The sequence below is a fragment of the Paraburkholderia sp. GAS448 genome (assembly GCF_050435685.1).
Taxonomy (GTDB): domain Bacteria; phylum Pseudomonadota; class Gammaproteobacteria; order Burkholderiales; family Burkholderiaceae; genus Paraburkholderia.
The window spans coordinates 56,572-76,858 of the sequence record NZ_JBNDKT010000035.1; the positions used below are offsets into that span (position 1 = coordinate 56,572).

Annotated in this window: 22 protein-coding genes; 19 read left to right on the top strand and 3 right to left on the bottom strand. The window is 57.3% G+C overall.

Annotation, left to right across the window (positions count from 1 at the left end; translation table 11 throughout):
• Positions 1 to 14 precede the first annotated feature (14 nt).
• A complete protein-coding gene (locus tag P3T23_RS37930; protein WP_429321187.1) occupies positions 15 to 266 on the top strand; it encodes a hypothetical protein in 252 nt (83 codons plus the stop codon).
• 33 nt (positions 267 to 299) lie between these two features.
• Positions 300 to 1,157 (top strand): SDR family oxidoreductase, encoded by an 858-nt coding sequence (locus P3T23_RS37935; protein ID WP_429321188.1) that lies wholly within the window; start codon positions 300 to 302, stop codon positions 1,155 to 1,157.
• Positions 1,158 to 1,533: 376 nt separating this feature from the next.
• On the opposite strand, the gene P3T23_RS37940 is transcribed toward P3T23_RS37935, so the two are convergent.
• Positions 1,534 to 2,397 carry an SDR family oxidoreductase gene (locus P3T23_RS37940; RefSeq protein ID WP_429321219.1) on the bottom strand — a complete coding sequence of 288 codons (864 nt, stop codon included), beginning with the start codon at positions 2,395 to 2,397 and terminating at the stop codon, positions 1,534 to 1,536.
• 649 nt (positions 2,398 to 3,046) lie between these two features.
• Here P3T23_RS37940 and P3T23_RS37945 point away from each other — a divergent pair.
• From P3T23_RS37945 to P3T23_RS37970, 6 genes are all read left to right on the top strand, one after another.
• A complete protein-coding gene (locus P3T23_RS37945; RefSeq protein ID WP_429321189.1) occupies positions 3,047 to 4,192 on the top strand; it encodes a cytochrome P450 in 1,146 nt (381 codons plus the stop codon).
• A gap of 12 nt (positions 4,193 to 4,204) precedes the next feature.
• Complete coding sequence (locus tag P3T23_RS37950) at positions 4,205 to 5,452, top strand: NAD(P)/FAD-dependent oxidoreductase (protein WP_429321190.1); 1,248 nt, start codon at positions 4,205 to 4,207, stop codon at positions 5,450 to 5,452.
• A gap of 13 nt (positions 5,453 to 5,465) precedes the next feature.
• Entirely contained in the window at positions 5,466 to 5,786 is a 321-nt protein-coding gene (locus tag P3T23_RS37955) for a 2Fe-2S iron-sulfur cluster-binding protein (RefSeq protein ID WP_429321191.1), read from the top strand.
• A gap of 3 nt (positions 5,787 to 5,789) precedes the next feature.
• Positions 5,790 to 7,226 (top strand): MFS transporter, encoded by a 1,437-nt coding sequence (locus P3T23_RS37960; protein WP_429321192.1) that lies wholly within the window; start codon positions 5,790 to 5,792, stop codon positions 7,224 to 7,226.
• A gap of 227 nt (positions 7,227 to 7,453) precedes the next feature.
• Positions 7,454 to 7,765: a hypothetical protein gene (locus tag P3T23_RS37965; protein ID WP_429321193.1), complete on the top strand. Its 312-nt coding sequence runs from the start codon at positions 7,454 to 7,456 to the stop codon at positions 7,763 to 7,765.
• A gap of 178 nt (positions 7,766 to 7,943) precedes the next feature.
• Positions 7,944 to 8,651: a TetR/AcrR family transcriptional regulator gene (locus P3T23_RS37970; RefSeq protein ID WP_429321194.1), complete on the top strand. Its 708-nt coding sequence runs from the start codon at positions 7,944 to 7,946 to the stop codon at positions 8,649 to 8,651.
• Positions 8,652 to 8,801: 150 nt separating this feature from the next.
• Here the strand turns inward: P3T23_RS37970 and P3T23_RS37975 are convergent, their stop codons facing one another.
• Entirely contained in the window at positions 8,802 to 9,083 is a 282-nt protein-coding gene (locus tag P3T23_RS37975) for a hypothetical protein (RefSeq protein WP_429321195.1), read from the bottom strand.
• Between the two features lie 5 nt (positions 9,084 to 9,088).
• Entirely contained in the window at positions 9,089 to 9,604 is a 516-nt protein-coding gene (locus P3T23_RS37980) for a porin (protein WP_429321196.1), read from the bottom strand.
• 306 nt (positions 9,605 to 9,910) lie between these two features.
• On the opposite strand from P3T23_RS37980, the gene P3T23_RS37985 reads away from it, so the two are divergent.
• The 11 genes from P3T23_RS37985 (at position 9,911) to P3T23_RS38035 (ending at position 20,213) form a co-directional block, all read left to right on the top strand.
• Positions 9,911 to 10,954: an amidohydrolase family protein gene (locus tag P3T23_RS37985; RefSeq protein WP_429321197.1), complete on the top strand. Its 1,044-nt coding sequence runs from the start codon at positions 9,911 to 9,913 to the stop codon at positions 10,952 to 10,954.
• A 15-nt stretch (positions 10,955 to 10,969) separates the two neighbouring features.
• Positions 10,970 to 12,262, top strand: a complete 1,293-nt coding sequence (locus tag P3T23_RS37990) for a Rieske 2Fe-2S domain-containing protein (protein WP_429321198.1) — start codon at positions 10,970 to 10,972, stop codon at positions 12,260 to 12,262.
• Positions 12,262 to 13,329: an alcohol dehydrogenase catalytic domain-containing protein gene (locus P3T23_RS37995; protein WP_429321199.1), complete on the top strand. Its 1,068-nt coding sequence runs from the start codon at positions 12,262 to 12,264 to the stop codon at positions 13,327 to 13,329. The genes P3T23_RS37990 and P3T23_RS37995 overlap by 1 nt, the downstream gene beginning before the upstream one ends.
• The gene (locus P3T23_RS38000; RefSeq protein ID WP_429321200.1) at positions 13,322 to 14,314 is read left to right on the top strand and encodes an aldo/keto reductase; all 993 of its coding nucleotides are present in this window, start codon (positions 13,322 to 13,324) and stop codon (positions 14,312 to 14,314) included. The genes P3T23_RS37995 and P3T23_RS38000 overlap by 8 nt, the downstream gene beginning before the upstream one ends.
• Entirely contained in the window at positions 14,311 to 16,020 is a 1,710-nt protein-coding gene (locus P3T23_RS38005) for an AMP-binding protein (protein ID WP_429321201.1), read from the top strand. The genes P3T23_RS38000 and P3T23_RS38005 overlap by 4 nt, the downstream gene beginning before the upstream one ends.
• The gene (locus tag P3T23_RS38010; protein WP_429321202.1) at positions 16,017 to 16,784 is read left to right on the top strand and encodes an SDR family NAD(P)-dependent oxidoreductase; all 768 of its coding nucleotides are present in this window, start codon (positions 16,017 to 16,019) and stop codon (positions 16,782 to 16,784) included. Before P3T23_RS38005 ends, P3T23_RS38010 begins: the two co-directional genes overlap by 4 nt.
• Before the next feature lie 67 nt (positions 16,785 to 16,851).
• Positions 16,852 to 17,814, top strand: a complete 963-nt coding sequence (locus tag P3T23_RS38015; protein WP_429321203.1) for a protocatechuate 3,4-dioxygenase — start codon at positions 16,852 to 16,854, stop codon at positions 17,812 to 17,814.
• Positions 17,811 to 18,206 (top strand): RidA family protein, encoded by a 396-nt coding sequence (locus tag P3T23_RS38020; RefSeq protein WP_429321204.1) that lies wholly within the window; start codon positions 17,811 to 17,813, stop codon positions 18,204 to 18,206. Before P3T23_RS38015 ends, P3T23_RS38020 begins: the two co-directional genes overlap by 4 nt.
• Entirely contained in the window at positions 18,203 to 18,880 is a 678-nt protein-coding gene (locus P3T23_RS38025; protein WP_429321205.1) for an RraA family protein, read from the top strand. Before P3T23_RS38020 ends, P3T23_RS38025 begins: the two co-directional genes overlap by 4 nt.
• Positions 18,877 to 19,539, top strand: a complete 663-nt coding sequence (locus P3T23_RS38030) for an RraA family protein (RefSeq protein WP_429321206.1) — start codon at positions 18,877 to 18,879, stop codon at positions 19,537 to 19,539. The genes P3T23_RS38025 and P3T23_RS38030 overlap by 4 nt, the downstream gene beginning before the upstream one ends.
• A complete protein-coding gene (locus P3T23_RS38035; protein WP_429321207.1) occupies positions 19,536 to 20,213 on the top strand; it encodes an RraA family protein in 678 nt (225 codons plus the stop codon). Before P3T23_RS38030 ends, P3T23_RS38035 begins: the two co-directional genes overlap by 4 nt.
• Positions 20,214 to 20,287: the final 74 nt, after the last annotated feature.

Genomic DNA, 20,287 nt, shown 5'->3' on the forward strand with positions numbered 1-20,287 from the left:
GGAAGGAGACGTCGATGAAAAGCGCAGAAATCTGTTTGCGGTCAGTTGTTGAGAAATGGTTTGCAACTGCACCTATCCGAGTAACCCGATTCAAATGGAGCGGCATGGGTTACAGTCGCTCCGTTCGAGTTGAGGCTCGCTCCTCAAGTAAGGCCCTTTCCATCGTATTTTTCAAACACGAGGATGGTGCATGGCGAGTCTTTCCACCAGACGGGCGGCGTCCTGCCATGCGTTTCTATATGAATGTTGAATTACCAAAATCATAACCTGCTGCCTCGAATCTTTGACGGGATCGAACCATGACAGACGATAGCAGTAGATTGCCCCTTGCGGTCATCACCGGCGGTGCCGGTCATATTGGACTCTCCTGCGCGCGGCGGTTTCGCGACCACCGAATTCTAATTTCGGATCTTCGGCCGGATGCGGTCAATTCGACAGTTAGTACGCTCCACGCCGAAGGACTGAATGCTGTTGCGATGCCCGCGGACATCACGCGTCAGGCGGATGCAAGTGCCCTGGCGGAGGCCGCAAACGGCATGGGCGGATTTGCGGTACTGATTCATGCCGCTGGCGTCGCGCCACCTACACCCCCCGAGATCATTTATGCAGTGAATCTATATGGAACTATCAATATACTGGACGCCTTCGAACCCCTGGTAAAACCCGGAGTGGTGGGGGTTTGTGTGGCCTCAATGGCAGGACATAGAACGCTTGGGCATCGGTTCGACTCCTTATTGTTGGAGCCCACACAGGGGCCGGCGGACTTGGCACGAGTCGTCGAAGCCGAGGCTCCCACAACGCCGAAACATCGCTTGGCCTATGCAACTTCCAAGCGTGGAACAATTCTGCAGGTGCAGCGTCGAGCTTATGCTTGGGGCCAGCGGCAGGGGCGATTGCTTTCAGTGTCTCCGGGTGTACTCGGTGACACAACGATGGGGGCGCAAAGACAGGCCGGTCTTGATCATCGCGGGAACGATTCACCACTTGGAAGGCTCGGATCGGCGTCAGAGATTGCCGAGGTTATTCGATTCGTAACTTCTCCGGCCGCTAGTTTGATGACGGGTGTCGATCTATTGGTGGACGGCGGTTACCTTGCAACTGCAGATCACCAGTTCTCGGCCGATCGTCGTGAGAAGTGGCACGCCCTCGAACTTTAGAGGGGGCGGTGCCATCTGAGGTAACAGTGCGGGTGTCCTTCGAGAGAAGGGAGGGACCCCTGGATAGTACGCTTCGGATTGTCCGTGGCTACACGGCCCTTGCCAGGAAGGGGTAACGCGGATTTTGCGAGGTGGCCGCACCTCCTTCGCGAGGCGGACCACTTTCGCGCTCCTTTACATCTCAGAGGGCGATCTATCCAGTTTGTGAGGGCCCCGACGTTCCGAAGAGGATGTTAGGTGTTGCAGCCGCCGCAAAGGCGGCGCCGTCGTCGGCCTCGCACGTCGTAGCGAATTACGGGATAGAGTACCAAGGCTTTGCAGCGCGAATGTTGCGATGGAGAGCCTTGGCGGGGAACATGCGACGCTACGACTCGTGTCACTGCGGCAGGCGGACTAGCTCAGTCGGCAAGCTGTCGAGGATCTGGTCGCTAACAAAGTAGTCTGCGGTCAATGGTGCGAGTGGATGCCGTGCGTAAGACGAGAAATCTGTAACTCCCTCTTCGCGCAGTACTTGTTCATCCAAAAAGAAGTTGCCCGTCACTTCTGTTGCCTGCTTTGTCAGAATTGCGTATGCCGCATCCGCCATGATCTCGGGATTCCGACTGGAGTTGGCCATATCTCCGAGTTTGTTGCGGACTGCAGCTGTGTCGATAGTGGTAACGGGCCAGAGCGAGTTGACGGCGATGCCTAGTGACTTGAATTCACGTGCCTGGCCTAATGTGCAAAGACTCATGCCGAATTTCGCAATACTGTAGGCAACATGCGGACCGAACCACTTCGGATCGAGGTCGAGTGGAGGAGAGAGGTTCAGTACATGTGGATTCGCTCCGCGGCTTAAATAAGGTAGTGCCGTTCGAGTGCAGAGATAAGTGCCTCGGACGTTGATCTGCTGCATCAGGTCGTACCGCTTCATATCTGTCGACGGCGTGTCGGTAAGCGAAAGGGCGCTTGCATTGTTTACCAATATATCGATACCACCAAAACGCTGTACAGCCTCGTCAAATGCGCGGACAACGCTCCCTTCATCACGGACGTCCACGACAAGAGGAAGAGCCGTACCGCCGGCGCTTTCGATTTCTTCCGCGGCGGTATAAATCGTCCCAGGTAGGTTTGGGTGAGACTCGACAGTTTTGGCGGCGATAACGATGTTGGCGCCGCCTCGCGCCGCTCGGAGGGCGATTGCGAGACCAATACCGCGACTTGCACCAGTGATAAACAGAGTTCTCGATTGTAGGGTCATTGCCATGGCCAGGAAAAGAATGTTGGTTATGAGGCTGTCAGATGTGGCCCGAACGTGACTCCGTTGTCCGGCGTTCAACATCAAGCATGTCGTTGAGTTGCAGCAACTCATTTGCAAGCAAGCATCTCGTTCAGGGAAAGCCGGTTTATCTCCACGCAACGGCGAGCAACGGGACCACAGGAACTCGTAGTCAGTCGCCCCTCACGTCTCGTCGTCTCGCCTTGCCAGCGCTGAGGCTGGCGAGTCAGCTCCCACCAAAGTAAGCGACTGTTGGATTGGACATCTCCTTCATGGTGCGAATTTCCTTCGTGGGACTAACGTACCATAAAAAGATGTGTAGGTGTCGATTTCATGGTGAGTAGCAGCAAATAGCTCGTCAGAGTGCAATGCCTCAAAAGCCTGGAGGTCGGCGGCTGTTGCTGTCCAGGCGCGAACACATCAACGATGACCACCACGAAGCCTCGTTCCGTGCTTGACACGCGCTTTTTTAAATGGTACAATAGTCCCATTATGAACATTTATCCCGAGAAAGGGGTTGGGTCCTGGGGCGCGATAAACAGGAGCGAAAATGGGTTGTCCAGTGCATGGAAGGTTGAATGATGTTCCGGCGGACCGGGTTGTGTCCTTTAACTATCGGACTGGCGAAGCAATGGTCGCCGATCCGTGGACCGTGTTACACGACTTGGGAACCGGTCCAGGCTTTTTCTACTCGCCGGAGCTCGGCGGCCATTGGTGTGCCGCGAAGCGTGAGACTGTCATCGACATCCTGCGAAATTGCGAACTTTTCTCCAGCCGAAATATTCGGGTACCTCGTGTGGAACGTACGGTTCCGTCGATCCCGCACCACATGGACCCTCCTGAGCACGGCAAGTACCGGATTAGTGTCGTGGAACTTTTCGGCCATCGGATCCTGGACGAACTCACTCCAGCAATTCGCGCCACTGCCCGCGGGTTGGCGAACGAGTTGGCCACACGCAACGAAGCTGAGTTTGTACGCGACTTCGCCATGCGTATGCCGGTTGAGATTTTCATGCGAATGTGCGGTCTGCCGCTTGAACGACGCGACGAAATGATCGGCTGGGTGCAGAGCTATTTTCATGGCGTGTCGCAACAAGAATCTAACGACGCGCATGAGAAGTCGATTGCCTATCTCAGTGGTTGGCTCGACGAACAATTGGTAGATCCGGAAAAAAGCGGTGGTCACATCATGCCTTCGTTGCTGAGGACGCGAGTCGACGGACGATCGCTTAGTCGCGAAGAGATGCTGTCGATCCTCATTACGCTTTTCAATGGAGGACTCGACACAGTGGCTGCTCAGATGACGCACATCATGCGTTATCTGGCCGAGCATGAGAATCAGCGTCAGAAGCTACTGAATAACCCCGAAAAGATCCCTGACGCCGTCGAGGAGTTGCTCCGCCGTTTCAGCATCATAAGCATCGGTCGTGAAGTCACGCGTGACGCAACGTACGCAGGAGTAGAGCTTCGTAAAGGCGACATGGTGCTTTGCCTTATCTCTGCCGCAGGCTTGGACGAAGAGATATTCCCCCAGGCGCTTGAGGTTGATTTTGATCGCTCAAACCGACGGCAGCATTGCGCGTTTGGTTCCGGACCGCACATGTGCGTTGGCGCTCCTCTTGCCCGGTTGGAGTTGCGCATCATGCTCGAAGAACTGCTCCCCAGATTACCAGAGCTGCGGGTAAGGCCTGGAGCATTGCTCTCCTACCACACGGGTGTAACGCTCGGTCTGGTTGAGTTGCCGTTGCAATGGGGTGAGTCAGTCAACGTCTCTTGAAGAGAGAACGCCATGTTGGAGACAAGTATCAACTCATTGCGGTCAGCTGGCACGGTGATTATTGGTGCAGGCCATGCTGGGGGATCGGTCGCAGCATTTCTACGCCAGAATGGTTTTGCCGGATCAATCACCTTGATTGGGGAGGAGCCGCTGGAGCCGTATCAGCGACCACCTCTCTCTAAGGCATGGCTCAAAGGCGAAGCAAACGAAGAAGGTCTTCGGTTGAGGCCCGCAGAGTTCTATCTCGAGAACTGCATACAGCTATACCTCAACACGCGTGTCGACGCCATCGAACGCGCGGCTCGGCTAGTATGTATGGCGGATGGCAAAACAGTGAATTACGACAATCTCATCCTGGCCACTGGAGCCCGAGCCCGTACTGCGCCTTTCGAAGGAGCATCGCTGCCTGTCGTGCTTGAGCTACGCACTGCGGCCGATGCGGAAAAATTGAAGCTCGCACTTAAACCCGGCGCGCGAGTGGTGATTGTTGGTGGCGGGTATGTGGGTTTGGAGGTAGCTGCGTCGGCGCGTGCTCTCGGCGCCGAAGTCGTGGTAGTTGAGAGGGAGGCGCGTCCTTTGGCTCGGGTTGCTTGCTCGCAACTCTCGAGCTTCTTTCTTCGCTATCACAGTCAACGCGGCGTTACTTTTCGCTTGGACCGGTCAGTTACATCCGTGCAGATGCTGGATGGAGCGGCAAGCGTGTGCCTGGACGACGGTGAGCAATTGCCGGCCGATTTGGTCCTCGTAGGAGTTGGTGCGGTTCCAAATGAGGAATTGGCGCGTCATGCTGGATTGCGATGCGATGACGGCGTGCTCGTCGATCTCTCAGCGCGCACAGACGATCCGAACATCTACGCAATTGGAGATTGCACGCGTAGACCGCTTCCACTGTACAACCGAAAGGTGCGTCTCGAGAGTGTGCCAAACGCGCTTGAACAGGCGAAGCAGGCGGCGGCATCTATCTGCAACTTGCCGGCGCCAAAACCCGAAACTCCCTGGTTCTGGTCAGATCAGTTCGATGTGAAGTTGCAGATTGCCGGTTTGCCCATGGATGTTGCCGAGATAGTAATTCGGGGCGACCCCGACGAAGACAAGTTTGCGGTCTTTCACGTCAGCGCCGATCAACGGATCCAGGCGGTTGAAGCCGTAAACGCGGTGCCTGAATTCATGATGGGTCGTCAACTCATCGGTGCCAGGACCGAAATCAACATCGAGCGTCTGCGCAATCCAAATATTTCAATGAAGGAGGTCGCGATCTGATCGCGAAGAGTCTATGCCCCAGATCACTTTTGTTACGGCTGATGGTACGCATCGAACCGTGGATGCTCGAAATGGTGACAGCGTGATGCAGACCGCCATCAAGAACGGGATACCTGGAATCGATGCGGATTGCGGTGGTGCATGCGCGTGCGCAACGTGCCATGTCTATGTTGACGAGTCCTGGAAAGACAGGGTAAACAAGGTGGGCGACATGGAAGCCAGCATGCTGGATTTCGCGCAAGTTGTTCTCCCGAATTCCCGGCTTTCTTGCCAATTGCAGGTTGTTGAGGCGCTAGACGGTCTGGTCGTGGCCATTCCTGAGAGCCAACATTGAGCAATGGACACAGATAACTCGGTTGAGTTAAATGATCCGGCTGGAACGGTCGTGCCACGGGAGGGTGTCGCAGGGGAGGATTGTCGGCACGAAGGTCTTCCCGCCCCGCGGCGCTATCTTGCGCTAGCCGGGGTTTGGTTAGCCTTGATTGTCAGCATACTTGACAGCTCAATTGCTAACGTTGCGCTCCCGACGATTGCGCGTGATTTAGGGGCTTCGCCTGCTGATTCGATTGCGATCGTAAGCGCGTTTCAACTGGGTGTCGTGATCTCGCTGTTGCCGATGTCAGCGCTCGGGGAAATCATTACCTATCGTCGAGTCTTTATCGGCGGTCTGTGTATTTTTACGCTAGCCTCCGTGGGTTGCGTAACGTCGCACGATCTCACTGAACTGGTCGTCGCGCGGGCGATTCAGGGTATCGGCGGCGCGGGCATTATGAGTGTGAATGGTGCACTCGCTCGTTTTATGTATCCACCGCGGCGCCTTGGTACGGCGCTCGGTGCGAACGCTTTAATCATCGCCGCGTTTGGCGCATTAGGGCCTACGATTGCCTCGGTCATGCTTGCGCTGGGTCCCTGGCAATGGCTATTCGCTATCAATCTTCCAGTTGGCGCACTGGCCTTAGCCTTGGCTTGGCGAACATTGCCAGAGAGCCCGAAGGCAGATCGGCAGTTCGATGTGTTGAGCATTGTTTTGAACATCATCGCTTTTGCGATGCTGTTGAGTGGGGTCGATCTGGTCACGCGAAATCCATCCGGGCTACGGGGTGGCGCGGCCTTGATCGGTGGCGTCATTGCGGCGGTAGTGTTGGTGAATCGTTGTTTGTCTCAGAGTCGACCGCTTGTACCGATCGACCTTCTCAGGATACGCCTGGTACGTTTGGCTGCGCTAACGTCAGTGTTCACATTTACCGCACAGACGCTGACCCAGGTTGCTCTTCCTTTCTACCTTCAGGACGGTTTGCATTTCAATCTCGTGCAAATCGGTTTGCTTATGACGCCATGGCCTGCCGGCGTGGCGCTTGCCGCGCCCCTTGCTGGCAGGCTCGCGGATCGCGTGTCGGTCGAGGTTCTGAGTGGGTGCGGCCTTTTCGTGATGGCAGCTGGGTTGAGCTCACTTCTGTGGCTTTCACCTGGAATGGAGTTGACCTCTATTGCCATTCGCATGGGCGTGTGCGGTATAGGCTTCGGCTTCTTCCAATCGCCGAACAATCGTGCGCTATTGTCTTCCGCTCCAATGCACAGGAGTGGTGCGGCGGCTGGACTAATTGCGATTTCGCGTACCACGGGCCAGATCCTTGGCGCGATGCTGGTAGCGATATTTTTCCGATTGTTTGGTCACGTAGGCCAAGCCGCCATAGGTGTCTCGGCCATCATGGCAGTGCTAGCTGCTCTACTGAGTTTTGCACGCAAGTCCTCGGGGTCACGTACAGTCAACTGAGGGGCTTTCGCATCCTTCGATTTGCAACTGCGCCTCACTTCTGGACCGAGGCGTAACGGAAGCCGAGGCGCCGGCGTAAGCAAGTTGATGGAACCGTCCCAAGGCAGGTGGGCAACCGACTCTACGCCGAGTTACTGCATCCTGGATGCTATGTGGGGAGGGCTGTGGAAGTAACCCCCTGGAGTAAAACGGGATTTGCAAACTCGTTTCTCCGAAGGAGCACGCAAATGGATGCGCCTGACACACCCCTCCGCGGGCAGAATACGACGGCAGCTGGCCGGCTGTACATGGCCTTTGAACTGGGCGAGAAGAACTGGAAGCTCTCACTGAGTGATGGCCAGCGCGCGCCCAGCCGCTGTACGGTCGCCGCAGGCGATACCACGGCGGTTCTCACCGCCATCGCGAACGCGCGGGCACGCTGCCACCTCAGCGCCGACGCACCGCGGAAATCGCCGCAGCGGCGGGAGAACGACGCGGCCTCGATTCTGTCGGGGAAAGTTTTGACGGATTTGTGCGATAGCGAGAAGAATTCCAACTGAATTCGCTGAGCGCAAACTACTGAGGAGGTTGCAAGAAATCATACAGTTCCGTCACATCGACGTTCGGCTCCTGAGAGGCTCAACTCTGTTATTCTGTCTCGCCATGGGAATGGTGTACCATTGAGCAGATATACGTTGAGGACGTCCTTGTCGGCGGGCCGCGCCCGATTGGAGAATCATGTCGAACCTTGTTGGTGGGCGAAGCAATCAGAAAATGCGCACGCATATGGCACTGGTCGAATGCGCTGCACAATTTGTACGTGAGGGGAAATCGTTCACCGTTGCCGAGGTGGCAGATAGCGCTAGAGTGGGTCGCACGACAGCGTATCGCTACTTTCCGTCCGTCGAGACGCTAGTGGTGCACGCCACGCTCTACGCGTCAACGGAGATCGAGAAACGAAGTATTGACGCGGCGCTCGAGAGCAAGCAAACGGTCGAAGATCGTCTCCGCTCGGTGGTTGAGGCCAGTGACGTCACGATTACCGACCACGATTACCTTTATCGCACGATGCTGAAGCTCTCCTTGAACAATGAGAACTCAGATGACGAGTTGCTCCCGCATCGTAGAGGGGCACGGAAGGAAGTGCTTGAGTCTGCAATCGGTATGCTGCGTACTCAGCTTGGTACGAAGCGTTACGAGAAGTTAATTGGGGCGCTCAGCCTGTTTATTGGTATCGAGTCGGCCGTTGTGTTGCGTGACGTCTGCTTCCTCTCCACAGAAAAGGCTCGGGAGATCAAGATCTGGGGGGCTCTCGCCATTCTTAAGGCTGCGTTGGCCGAAATGGACCAAGCCGGTGAGTCCAAATCTGCCAAAAGCGCAGATAAACCCCTCGCCGCCAAGCAGATCGTTCGGAAGACGGTGTCCCGGAAGGCGGCTCAACGTTGATGAAATGCCGCATAAACGTCGTCGGTAATACGACACTACACCGCCCCCAAGCGGGATTACGAAACGCGATGTCGGGAAATCCTTGAACAGGACCGAGGACAGGTGCCCACGAATGCGGTCGTATCCGCGTTCATTTAGTCGGCGCGCGCGTTATCGAAATACGAGTTGCGGCTCGTGCTGACGTGCTAATCGTCGCGTGGTGCGCCTGGAAAGCAGACAGGCAAGCGAAATCATCGACAGACCGCGGCGGCTGATCGTGTCATTCGAGACGGCGGTCTGATAGTAGCCGCCCGTAAAAACGATATCCGGCTTGATGAGCCACGTCAGGCCGCCGAATCCGTTGTTCGTTACCTGGTGCGGGCCTCCCGGATTTTGCTGGTCCTCGGACATGAAGCCGCCCCACACTCGCACCGGCCCGATTCTGAAACCCACGCCGCTCAGGTAATAGCTGTCACCGATAAGCCGTACCGACGAGGATATTCCGATGGCCGTACCCGCCCCCAATATCCGCCGGCCCCCAGGTGATAGCTCACGCCGACCGAGCGGGTCGCTCCGCTGCTGAAATTGCCCGCGACGCCGCCAAACGAATTGTCCATTTCGAACAGCAGTGTCCCAAATTCGTTCTTGTATTTGACCGCATTGTTGTTGCGAGTGCCGTCCGGCGCTACCGTCAACGGCAGGATCGGCGTGTAGTGAAAAGCGCACGGATCGTAGATGCTGATGATGTCGTGCGAAATCGTGTACGGGCGGCCAAAGTCGATCGACCCGTACTTCTTGCTGCCCATGCCGACGTATGCCTGACGATTGAATAGCGTGCCGGTGGTGTTGTCGAGCTGTCCGTTACCGAGGTTGAAGCCGTTTTCCAGCCGGAAGTGCGCGTTCCAGCCATCACTGAGATCTTCATTGCCGAGATAGCCGAGCTTGTTCGAACTGTAGTAGCCGTTCGAATTCATCGTGATTACGGTGCCGCCGCCTTTCGCCGCGTCGGTCTGATAACGGACACCACCGTCCGCCCCTTCACCTCCCCCGCTGTCAGTACCAAGTTGAGTTTGGTAGCACGCACGGGCGCCTCGGGCGCTCGGCTCTGGCAAGCATAGACGCTTTCCCGACGGTGAATCCAGCGATTGCCGACAAAAGTCGCTTGACGCCTCACGGACAAGGTTATATTGTGCCTATATGGAACGTAAATCCCATAACGGGTAACGGATTCCGAATGGTTTCCTGGTCCAATGAACCAACCGCAGCTTCGGAGCTATCGCATGATCATCGACAGTCACGCCCATGTTGTTATGACCGACGAACTCTATAGGTACATGAGCGAACTGGTAGCCAGCCGTGCCAACCCGGCCGCGCCGTTCTCTGGAATCAAGGAGGAGGCGCTGCATGCTGTTTCGAATCGGCTGATCGCAATTATGGATGGCGTGGGAACTGACGTGCAGTTTCTCTCTCCGCGCCCGTACATGATGCTGCACTCGATCAAGCCGGCCAAAGTAACCGCGTTATGGACTCGTGCAGTCAATGATGCCATCCATGCCCAATGCCAGTTGCACCCGGACCGTTTCAGGGGAGTCGCCGGCCTTCCGCAGTTTCGTGCCGAGAGCCCTGCAAACTGCCTGGCCGAGCTGGAGCGATGTGTGAAGGAGTTGGGTTTCGTCGGCTGCCTGTTGAATCCGGATCCCACGGAGGGTGAAGAAACAGCGCCGCCCGGGCTTGGCGATCGCTTCTGGTATCCCCTGTACGAAAAACTTGTCGAGCTCGATGTGCCGGCGCTCATTCACTCAGCGAGTTGCTGCAATCCGCGAGAATCCTACACGCTGAAATTCATCAACGAAGAGAGTATTTCGATCATCTCTTTGCTGGAGAGCCGCGTGTTCGAAGACTTCCCGACATTGAAGATTGTTGTCGCGCACGGCGGGGGGGCTATTCCGTATCAAATGGGGCGCTTTCGCGCATGGGCCGAGCGACGGGGCGGTGAAACGTTCGACGAGAAGGTTCGCAAACTCTATTACGACACCTGCAACTATTCGCCCGAGGCGCTGGAATTTCAATTCCGGGTGCTTGGCGTAGACAACTGCCTTTTTGGTACGGAACGACCAGGGACGGGCACGATCGCGTGTAGGCATACGGGGCGGGACTTCGACGACCTAAAGCCTGCGATTGAAGCCATCCCATGGCTGACGGCTGAGGATAAGTACAAGATTTTCGAAGGGAACTGCCGAAAGGTTTACCCGCACGCGTTCAAAGACCAGCGAGCGAACGATCTCGCAACCGGTCCCGCAGATCGGGCGGGGCGGCTCGACTAACAATGGAGATACCCCATGCTGTCAAAGGCTGACAATGAATTGATGTGCCGTGTAGAGGGAGACCAGCCCATGGGCATCTTCCTGCGGCGGTTCTGGATGCCGGCATGTTTGCTGGATGAGATTCCGTCACCCGGCGAAGGGCCGGTTCGCGTCAATCTGGTGGGCGAGCGACTCGTGGCTTGGCGAAATGCCGAAGGCCGGGTAGGTTTGATGTCCGAGGCGTGTCCCCATCGCGGTGCATCGCTCATGCTAGCGCGTGATGAAGGTGACGGACTGCGCTGCATTTATCACGGCTGGAAGATTGATGTGGCCGGACATGTATGTGAAATGCCTGGCGAGCCGAAAGATAGCCGGATGTGCGGACGGGTGAATAACACGACCTACCCGTGTGTCGAAGCGGGCGGACTGTTGTGGGCTTACCTGGGACCCGGAGAGCCACCTCCACCGCCACACTTTGCCTGGATGGACTTGCCGTCGACTCATTACGTTGTGAGAAAAACGCTCTATAACGTCAACTTTGTGCAGTCGCTCGAGGGTTCACTTGATTCGGCACACAGTGATTTTCTGCATAGCGCAGAGACAAGTGCGTCGGGCGATTACGATCAGGATCAAGTTCACAGCGATGGCCGACGTTCGCGGCCTTCAACCGATACTTCACCCGAGATCGACGTAAGAGAGACCGAGTTCGGCTTTGTCTATGGCGCAATCCGCAAGGCAATGGCCGATCCGGAGAAACTCGCATACGTGAGGGCTACGGCTTATGCCTTACCGTTCTACAGCATGATCCCTCCCGTGTACATGCAAGCGTCAGTGCCGCTAGATAGCGAAAACACGGCAATGTACCTTGTCTGGTACGACAACGAACATCCACTCTCGCCAGTCGAAGTGAAGGCGCACGAAACCTTCCTCGGCTTGCGGATGGGTGAGGATCTGCTGCCCGACTATCGCCGTCCAGGACGTGCCGACAATCGATGGTTCCAGGATCGCGAAGGCATCAAGGCGGGTAAGACCTACACCGGACTGTATGGCACGACCATGCAAGACATTGCTGTGCAGGAGTCGATGGGGCCCATCCAGGATCGCACCATTGAGCACCTGGGGATGACCGACAAGGCAATTGTTCACATGCGGCGCATGCTCCTCGCAACAGCTCGTCAGATTCGAGACGGCAAGGAACCTGAAATCCCTGCGCTTAATAGCGACTACAGCCAGGTACGAAGCGCTGCGGCGACGATCAATCGCGACGACGATTGGTGGGAAAAGCTTTACGGCGCCGCGTCAACGGCGTCACTGGGAAAGGCTGTTTGATGCGAGGCCTCGTTCACATCGGAGACGGCAAGCTGGAGTTGCGCGATCTCCCAGTGGTATCAGCGGGTGAGAGTGGAGCGGTTCTCCGGGTGGAAGGGAGTGCTGTTTGTATCGGAGATGCCGAAACACTCCATGGATATGGACCGGTGATGACTACGCCTTTGGTACTCGGGCACGAGATCGTGGGGCGCGTCGACGATGTTGGTCCCACCGCCCCGCGCGCGCTACAGGAGTTGCTCGGTGCAAGGGTCATGATCGATGACGCACGGCCTTGCGGGAAGTGCGATTGGTGTCTGCGCGATCAAAAGCGATTCTGCAAATCACCGCGATATGGACACATTGTTCAAGACTCATCTTCCAGTAACTGGGGAGGATATGCAGAGACTGTGACGCTCGACGAACAGTCAGTACTTGTCCCGATACCTGAAGATTTGCCCATCGAGCTCGCGACCTTTGCGTTTCCCGTAGCTTCGGGCGTTGAATGGCTCCACCTTGGCGCAGAGATCAAGGCAGGGGAATCAGTGGCGATCCTCGGCACGAGTCGGATGGGCGCGGCAACAGCTTTGGTGGCTCTACACGCGGGAGCGTCGAAAGTTGTCGTGTACGGCGATTCACGTGGTGTAGACGCGATCAAAACCTGTTGGGCAATGGGAGCCAACGTGCGCAGCTTTCCCGCTGCACCGAAAATCGAAGGACCCTACGACGTGGTCGTGGTCGTGACAGAGGCTCCGGTGGAGTACGTTGCGGCTTCGGTTGAAATGGCTGGTCCACTTGGGCGAGTGATATTGGCATGCACTTCAACTAAACCGTCTGGGATGGAACCGGAGACGATTCGTCGCAAGGGACTCATCCTTAAAGGGGGACGTGGTGCATCGGCTCAGTCTCTGAAAATGGCGGTAGAGATTGTCTCGGCCGAGCGAAAGAGGCTTCGAGGGTTTGCAGGGGAGGTCCACGGATTTGAGGCTGCGGAAGCTGTTCTCAAAGGATTGCTCGATGGTGGTGTAGTTCGTGGAGCTCATGTCGTCATTCAGGATGCAGCCTCGTCAAGGAGCAACGTCGATGCGTAAACGCCGTTTAGGACGTACCGGGTTTGAAGTTTCTGAGATTTCACTCGGCTGTGGCGGGACCGCGGGGCTCATGGTCCGCGGCAGCGAGCACGAACAGTGCGCTGTCATCGGCAGCGCGCTGGAGCGGGGGATTAATATCTTCGACACGTCTCCGACATACGGCGGCGGCCACTCGGAAGTTAATCTGGGAAAGACGCTCAAGACCCTCGGAGCATCGCCGATCATCAGTACCAAGATCGACTTTGCCCCTGGTGACCTTGATGACCTGGAAGGTGCAATCGTCCGTTCCGTCCAGCGCAGTCAGGAACGGCTGAACCGAGAACGCCTGGACATCCTGTACCTGCATAGTCGTGTGGGACGTCAACGGGATCTGGCTGGTCGTGTTCTCTCCGTAGACGACGTATTGCAGCCCGGCGGGGTAGCAGACATCATGGAAGGATTGAAACGCAGAGGCATCGTCGGTGCCATTGGTTTCACAGGTCTAGGTCATACCGACTCGATTCTTGACGTCATCGAAGCCGACCGCTTCGACCTTTTTCAAGCCTACTACAACCTCATCAACCCGAGCGCGGTCGTTGCGACCGTTGCAGCGTGGCGGGCTCAGGACTACGAAGAGATGATCTCGAAGGCGTCGAACCGCGATGTTGGCGTGGTCGGTATTCGCGTTCTCGCGGCGGGTGCGCTTAGCGAAAGCGGTGAGCTTCATCGTTTTGCGAAGTCCTATTCATCACTGTCTCGAGCCGAAGTGGATGCGGACCGCGTGAAGGCGGATGCATTTCGCGCCTTCGTGCCAGAAGGCGCGTCAATGGCCAGTCTCGCGCTGCGTTTCGCCTTGAGTGAACCCCAGATCGATACAGTTCTAGTGGGTATCTCCGAGCGTTCACATCTCGACGAAGCAATCGCTGCCGCACAGGCGGGCCCCCTGGAGCTAGACCGGCTCCAGCAGATCGCCGCCCGTTTTCGCGAACTATATGAAATGGCATGACTATGTCTGAGATCCCCCTCTCCGATGGAGTCTCGAGTGATGAAGGGTCAACCGACGATCGCCGGTGGGTCCGCCTCTACGCCCCCGGTATCGGCCCGGACGTCGCTATCGAGCCAGCATTGCCTCTTGACGCTTTTGAGGTCAACGTGGCGGCGCGCCCCGATGCGATTGCGCTCTGGTATTTCGATACCGCGCTTAGCTTCCGTCAGCTCGGCCAAAAGGTCGACGCCCTGGTTACAGCGTGGGCCGATCGGGTAAAGAAAGGCGACCGGGTCGTAATCTTGAATCAAAACACTCCGGCAACGGTAATCGGAGTGCTGGCGGTCTGGCGTCTGGGTGCAATCGTTGTGCCGCTCAATCCCATGCTCAGACGGCGAGAGCTGGTTCACTATCTGCACGACGCTGAACCGGGTGCGGCGATCGTCGGGGCAGAGCAGGCCATGGCACTTCATGGTGCGATTTTGGACTGGGGAGGCAGCCTTTCCGTCGCAGTCTCGTTTGCCAATGAGTTTCTTCGTGAGGGCGACACGCCCGCCCTTCTCGGGAAAGTCAGTGAGGACATTGAGATGCCCCACGGATGGAGCCGTCTGTCGACGCTTCTCGACGAGCCAGGCACGTCGTCTGGATGGTCGATTGATCGGAGTGATATCGCCTTCCTGACGTATACGTCAGGAACCACGGGCGAGCCCAAGGCTGCACTCATCACTCACGCAAATGTGGCGTCCAACGCGGAGGTCTATCGTCAATGGCTGGAACTTACCTCCGATGATGTCCTCTTTGCGGCCGCGCCTTTTTCGCACGTAACAGGGTTGGTCGCCCATATCGCGGCAGGGTTGGTCGCGGGAGCTGCCGTAGTCATGTGCTATCGGTTCGAAGCAGCCACCGTACTCGATTTGTTGGCGCGCCATCGCTGCACGACGACGGTGGCGGCCATTACTGCTTACATTGCGCTTCTTGACCAGCCCGCGTTCGACCCCTCGCGCCTATCCCATTTTCGCAAGTTGTTTAGCGGGGGCGCACCCGTGGCGCCGGCGATCGTCGAGCGATGGGAGGCAGCGACGGGCGTGTATATCCACAACGCCTATGGTCTGACGGAGACGACGTCGCCCTCGCACCTGGTGCCTTTGGGACGCCGAGCTCCGGTGGATGAATTGACTGGCTCGCTATCGATAGGTGTACCAGTCCCCGGAACACGTTGCCGGATCGTCGATTTGCAGTCGCGTGCGACGTTGCCCTTCGGCGGAGATGTTGGCGAGGTGATGACATCGGGTCCGCAGGTCGTCGCGGGGTATTGGCGGAAACCGGACGCATCGTCGGCTGCATTTGAAGACGGCTGGTTGCGCACGGGGGACATCGGGCGTGCCGACACAGAAGGCTGGTTTTATGTCGTAGACCGGTCAAAGGACATGATCGTCGCATCCGGTTTCAAGGTGTGGCCACGCGAGGTCGAGGACGTGTTGCTGGAGCATCCAGCGATTAGCGAGGCCGCGGTGATAGGAGTGCCTGATAGTTACCGTGGCGAAGCACCGAAAGCGTTCGTCGTCTTGCGTCCATCGGCGACGATTACGCAAGAGGAGTTGACGCTGTTTTGCCGGGAGCGACTGGCGTCGTACAAGGTGCCGCGCCTGATCGAGGTCCTCGACGAGTTGCCTAAGACCAATTCGGGCAAGGTGCTACGACGTGTTCTGCGGGAGAAAGCGGTATGAGCAATGGCGCAGGCGTGCCATTTGATCTATCCGGACGGGTCGCCGTTGTGACCGGGGGATCGAGAGGACTGGGCGCAGCGGCAGCTGCCGCCTTGGCCAATGCAGGAGCTCATGTGGTGTTGGTAGCACGTAACCAACAATCGCTTGATGAACGGGCCGAAATTCTGGCAGGCGCTGGTGCGAAGGTTTCCTGCGTCGTCGGAGATTTGTCGCAACCGGGAACTGCGGAGGAGGTGGTGGAAGCGACGATCAGATACGCCGGTAGCATCGACATTCTCGTGAATTCTGCTGGCGCGATTGCTCGTGGAACGTTGCAGGCCACGTCGGATGCCGACTTCGAGCAGGTGATGCGTGCTAACGCATACGGAGTATGGTCGGTTTGTCGCGCCGCTGTTGCGCACATGAAACCCGGCAGTGCAATCGTCAATGTTGCATCCACTGCAGGGCTGATCGGAATGAGCGAGCGCTCGGCATATGCTGCCTCCAAGGGCGCAGTGGTGCAGATGACAAAAGCGCTTGCTGTCGAACTTGCGCCACGTGGTATTCGCGTCAATGCGGTTGCACCCGGACCATTTGCTACAGACATGTCGCAACAGAGCCAGGCAAGCGAGCGCTGGCGCATGCTTATTCAGCACAGGGTGCCGCTAGGTCGTGCCGCCCATCCAGACGAGATAGGTCCACCGATTCTATTTCTGGCGTCTCCCGGCGCGAGCTTCATAACCGGCGTGATTCTCCCGGTGGACGGCGGATGGGCCGCGAGCTGACATTTACGAGTACGCGTACACATCGATGCGCACAGCGCGCATCTTCAAACGAGGAATGAGGAGTTTTATGGCCGAGATCGTGCTGGGACTGGCTATGTCGCACAGTCCTCAAGTTAGCCAGGAGCCAAAGTGGTGGAGCGAGCAGGCGCGGATTGACCAGAATCGCACACCCTATGAAGAGCTCCTGAAGCGCAAGTCTGACTGGATTGACCAGGAACTCAGTCCAGAGGTTTGGGAAAAAAAGCATAGCGCAGTCCAGAGCGCAATCGCCGATCTCGCTCAGACACTCAACGATGTCGCCCCCGACGTCGTCGTGTTGATCGGTGATGACCAGGAGGAACTATTTCTCGACGACTGCATGCCGACGTTCTCAGTCTTCTGGGGGGACAAGAGCTGGGACAGACCGGAATTTATCCATGGTGATATGAGCGTTCCTTCCAGAGCGTCAGTGCTGTGGGCATTTCATGGTGAGAGGCAGGAAGGCTATCCGGGTCATCCGGAGTTCGGTCGCCACATCATTGAAAATCTGATGGAGCAAAACTTTGATGTGGCTCAGTACTCACGCCAGCACGAACAACGCTCTCTGGGACATGCCTTTACGTTCGTGCGTCGCCGCATCATGCGCGAGGACAAGATCATCCCGATGATCCCCGTGCTTATCAACACCTACGTTCCTCCGAACCAACCCACTGCGGCGCGTTGCTACGCGTTTGGACAGGCAATCCGCAAGGCGATCGAATCGTGGCCCGGCGCGGAACGCGTAGCGGTGATTGCCTCTGGTGGGCTCAGTCACTTCGTTATCGACAGCGAGTTTGATCGCCAGATACTGGAGGGGCTCGCCAAGGGCGATGGCGAGGCGCTCTCCTCAGTACCGGGAAGTAAGTTGCAGTCCGGATCTTCGGAGGTTCTGAACTGGATTGCGGCGGGCGGGGCGCTCGAGGGATTGCGCATGAAGCTCGTTGACTACATCCCCGGATATCGCTCGGAAGCTGGGACGGGCGTAGGCATGGCGTTCGCAAAATGGCTATGAACCCAGACCGACCACACCGCGAGTCTTTTGATCTAGAAGGGATTTCGCATACCGTGCCGATTCCTTTTGGCACCCGAGTCGGAGACATGCTGTTCTCCTCCGGAATCATGGGAGTAGACCCGTCGGCTGGTAGTCTGGCCGAGGGTCTCTCTGCGCAGGTCCGATTCGCTTTCGCAAACATGGAAAGGCTGTTGAAAAAGGCCGGAGGCGATTTGGGTGATGTCGGCCATGTCCGAGTGCTCGTTAGCGAGGAGGGAAATCGCGCTGCTGTCAACGAAGAATGGCTGCGCGCTTTCCCTGATGCGCATGACCGTCCCGCTCGCCATACAGTCGTGTCCGCGCTCCGAGGCGGCATGCTTGTTCAACTCGAAATCATAGCCGTACTGAAATGACCAACGTGAACGATTCAACGATCCTGGAGCGGCTTGGCCGGCTCGACACCTGCGCCGTTTCCGACAGCCTGGACAAGCTCTCTCTTAAAGGTACGGTCACCGGACTCTCACCGCTATCGCGTCTGGCGAAAGTATACGGACGCGTTATTACCGTGAAACTGGTGAAGGCCGATGTGGTTTCGAGCAGGGGAGCACCTGCTCCACACCTCGGTGCGCGGGCCATCGAAATGTCGCGGAAGGGAGACGTCATCGTAGTCGAACAGCGTACAGGAATCGTCGCTGGATCCTGGGGCGGAATTCTGTCGACTGGCGCAAAAGTTCGCGGGATCGCAGGCGTTATCTCTGACGGGCTAGTGCGTGACGTTGACGAGGCGCGTGGATTGGGATTCCCGATCTATGCGCGTGGCTCGACAGCCCTAACAGCGCGTGGCCGAGTTGCGGAACTGGAGACGGGCGGAACAGTTCAGATCGCGGACGCGACTGTGCAAACGGGCGATTACGTGATTGCAGATGGAACCGCCGTCGTGTTCGTTTCAGCCTCACACATCGCCGCTGTCCTCGATACCGCGGAACAGATATCAGCTCGCGAAAGCATCATGAGCAAGGCTTTGATGGAGGGGATGTCGATTACGCATGTCATGGGTGCCGACTACGAGGAGATGCTGAAGCGATGAATCAGGACCGAAATGTTGAACGTGCAGCCTCGCTCGACTGCGCAACTTTGAGCGATGCATTGGATCGCCTTGGAATCCACGGGCAATGTGCCTGGATCAAGGCTCGTGCTGACGAGTTCCGGTTGACGGGACGAGCCTTCACGCTTCTTTACGGGCCGGCCTCCAAGCCCGCTGGTACGGTAGGCGACTATATCGATGACGTTCCTCCCGGATCGGTTGTCGTCCTCGACAACGGGGGCCGTGAAGATGTAACAGTGTGGGGAGACATCTTGACGGAGATCGCTCATCGTAGAGGGATTGCCGGAACAGTCATAGATGGAATCTGTCGCGATGTCGCGCTCTGTCGCAAGCTCGGATACCCGGTGTTTTCTCGCGGACATTGGATGCGAACTGGCAAGGATCGTGTGCAGGTGGAGGCCACTGGAGTCGTGGTTTCAATTGGATCGGTTCGCGTCGCGCCAGGTGACCTCGTGCGCGGCGATGCGGACGGTGTAGTGGTGCTACCCAGCGTCCATGAGGACGCCATCCTTGATGCGGCTGAGGAGATTTCGCGTGCCGAAGACGCAATTCGCGCTCTCGCACGACAGGGTACTCGGCTAGACGAGGCTCGCCGTCACTTTGGGTACCACCGCCTTCAGTCTTTGAAGGACTCAGCATGAGTGACGAACACGATCCGTTTGCCGATACGTCAATCTCGGTGCGCAAAACGGTTGCTCTACCTGCAGACCACATCAAACGAGCCGCCAGGCTCGGCTCGGCGACACTTCACGAAGCTGGCGGCCGGATCGGGGCATTACCGTCGTCGATCAAGCCGACAGCGGCCAGTTTCAGGCTGGCAGGGCCGGCTTTTACTGTGCACTGCCCGCCGAACGACAATCTGTGGATTCATCGAGCCATCAAGGCGGCCAGCCCGGGCGATATCCTGGTCGTCTATGCGAGCGGCCACTATGAAGCAGGATATTGGGGCGAGGTCATGTCGACTGCAGGAATAGTCGCCCGACTGGGCGGCCTGGTCATAGATGCGGGCGTGAGAGATGGCGCTCTGCTTGAGGAAGTTGGGTTTCCTGTTTTCTCAAGAGGCTTATGCATCCGCGGTACGGGGAAAGATTTTGGTGCGACGGGATGGCTTAACAAGCCTGTGCTGATGGGTGACATCTTCGTGAGTCCTGGCGACCTGATCGTAGGTGACATTGACGGAGTGGTCTCTGTCCCCAATGAGCGGATCAGTGAAGTGCTGCTGGCCGCGGAGAAACGTGAGGCGGCTGAGAGGGAAATTCTGGAAAGGTTACGAGCCGGGGAGTCAACCTTGCACGTATTTGGTCTAGACCGTTGAGGGTGAGCGCGATATGACGGTTAAGGGTGAGCGATGGGATCCGGACGCACACACGTTCGGATGAGGGCAGGCGG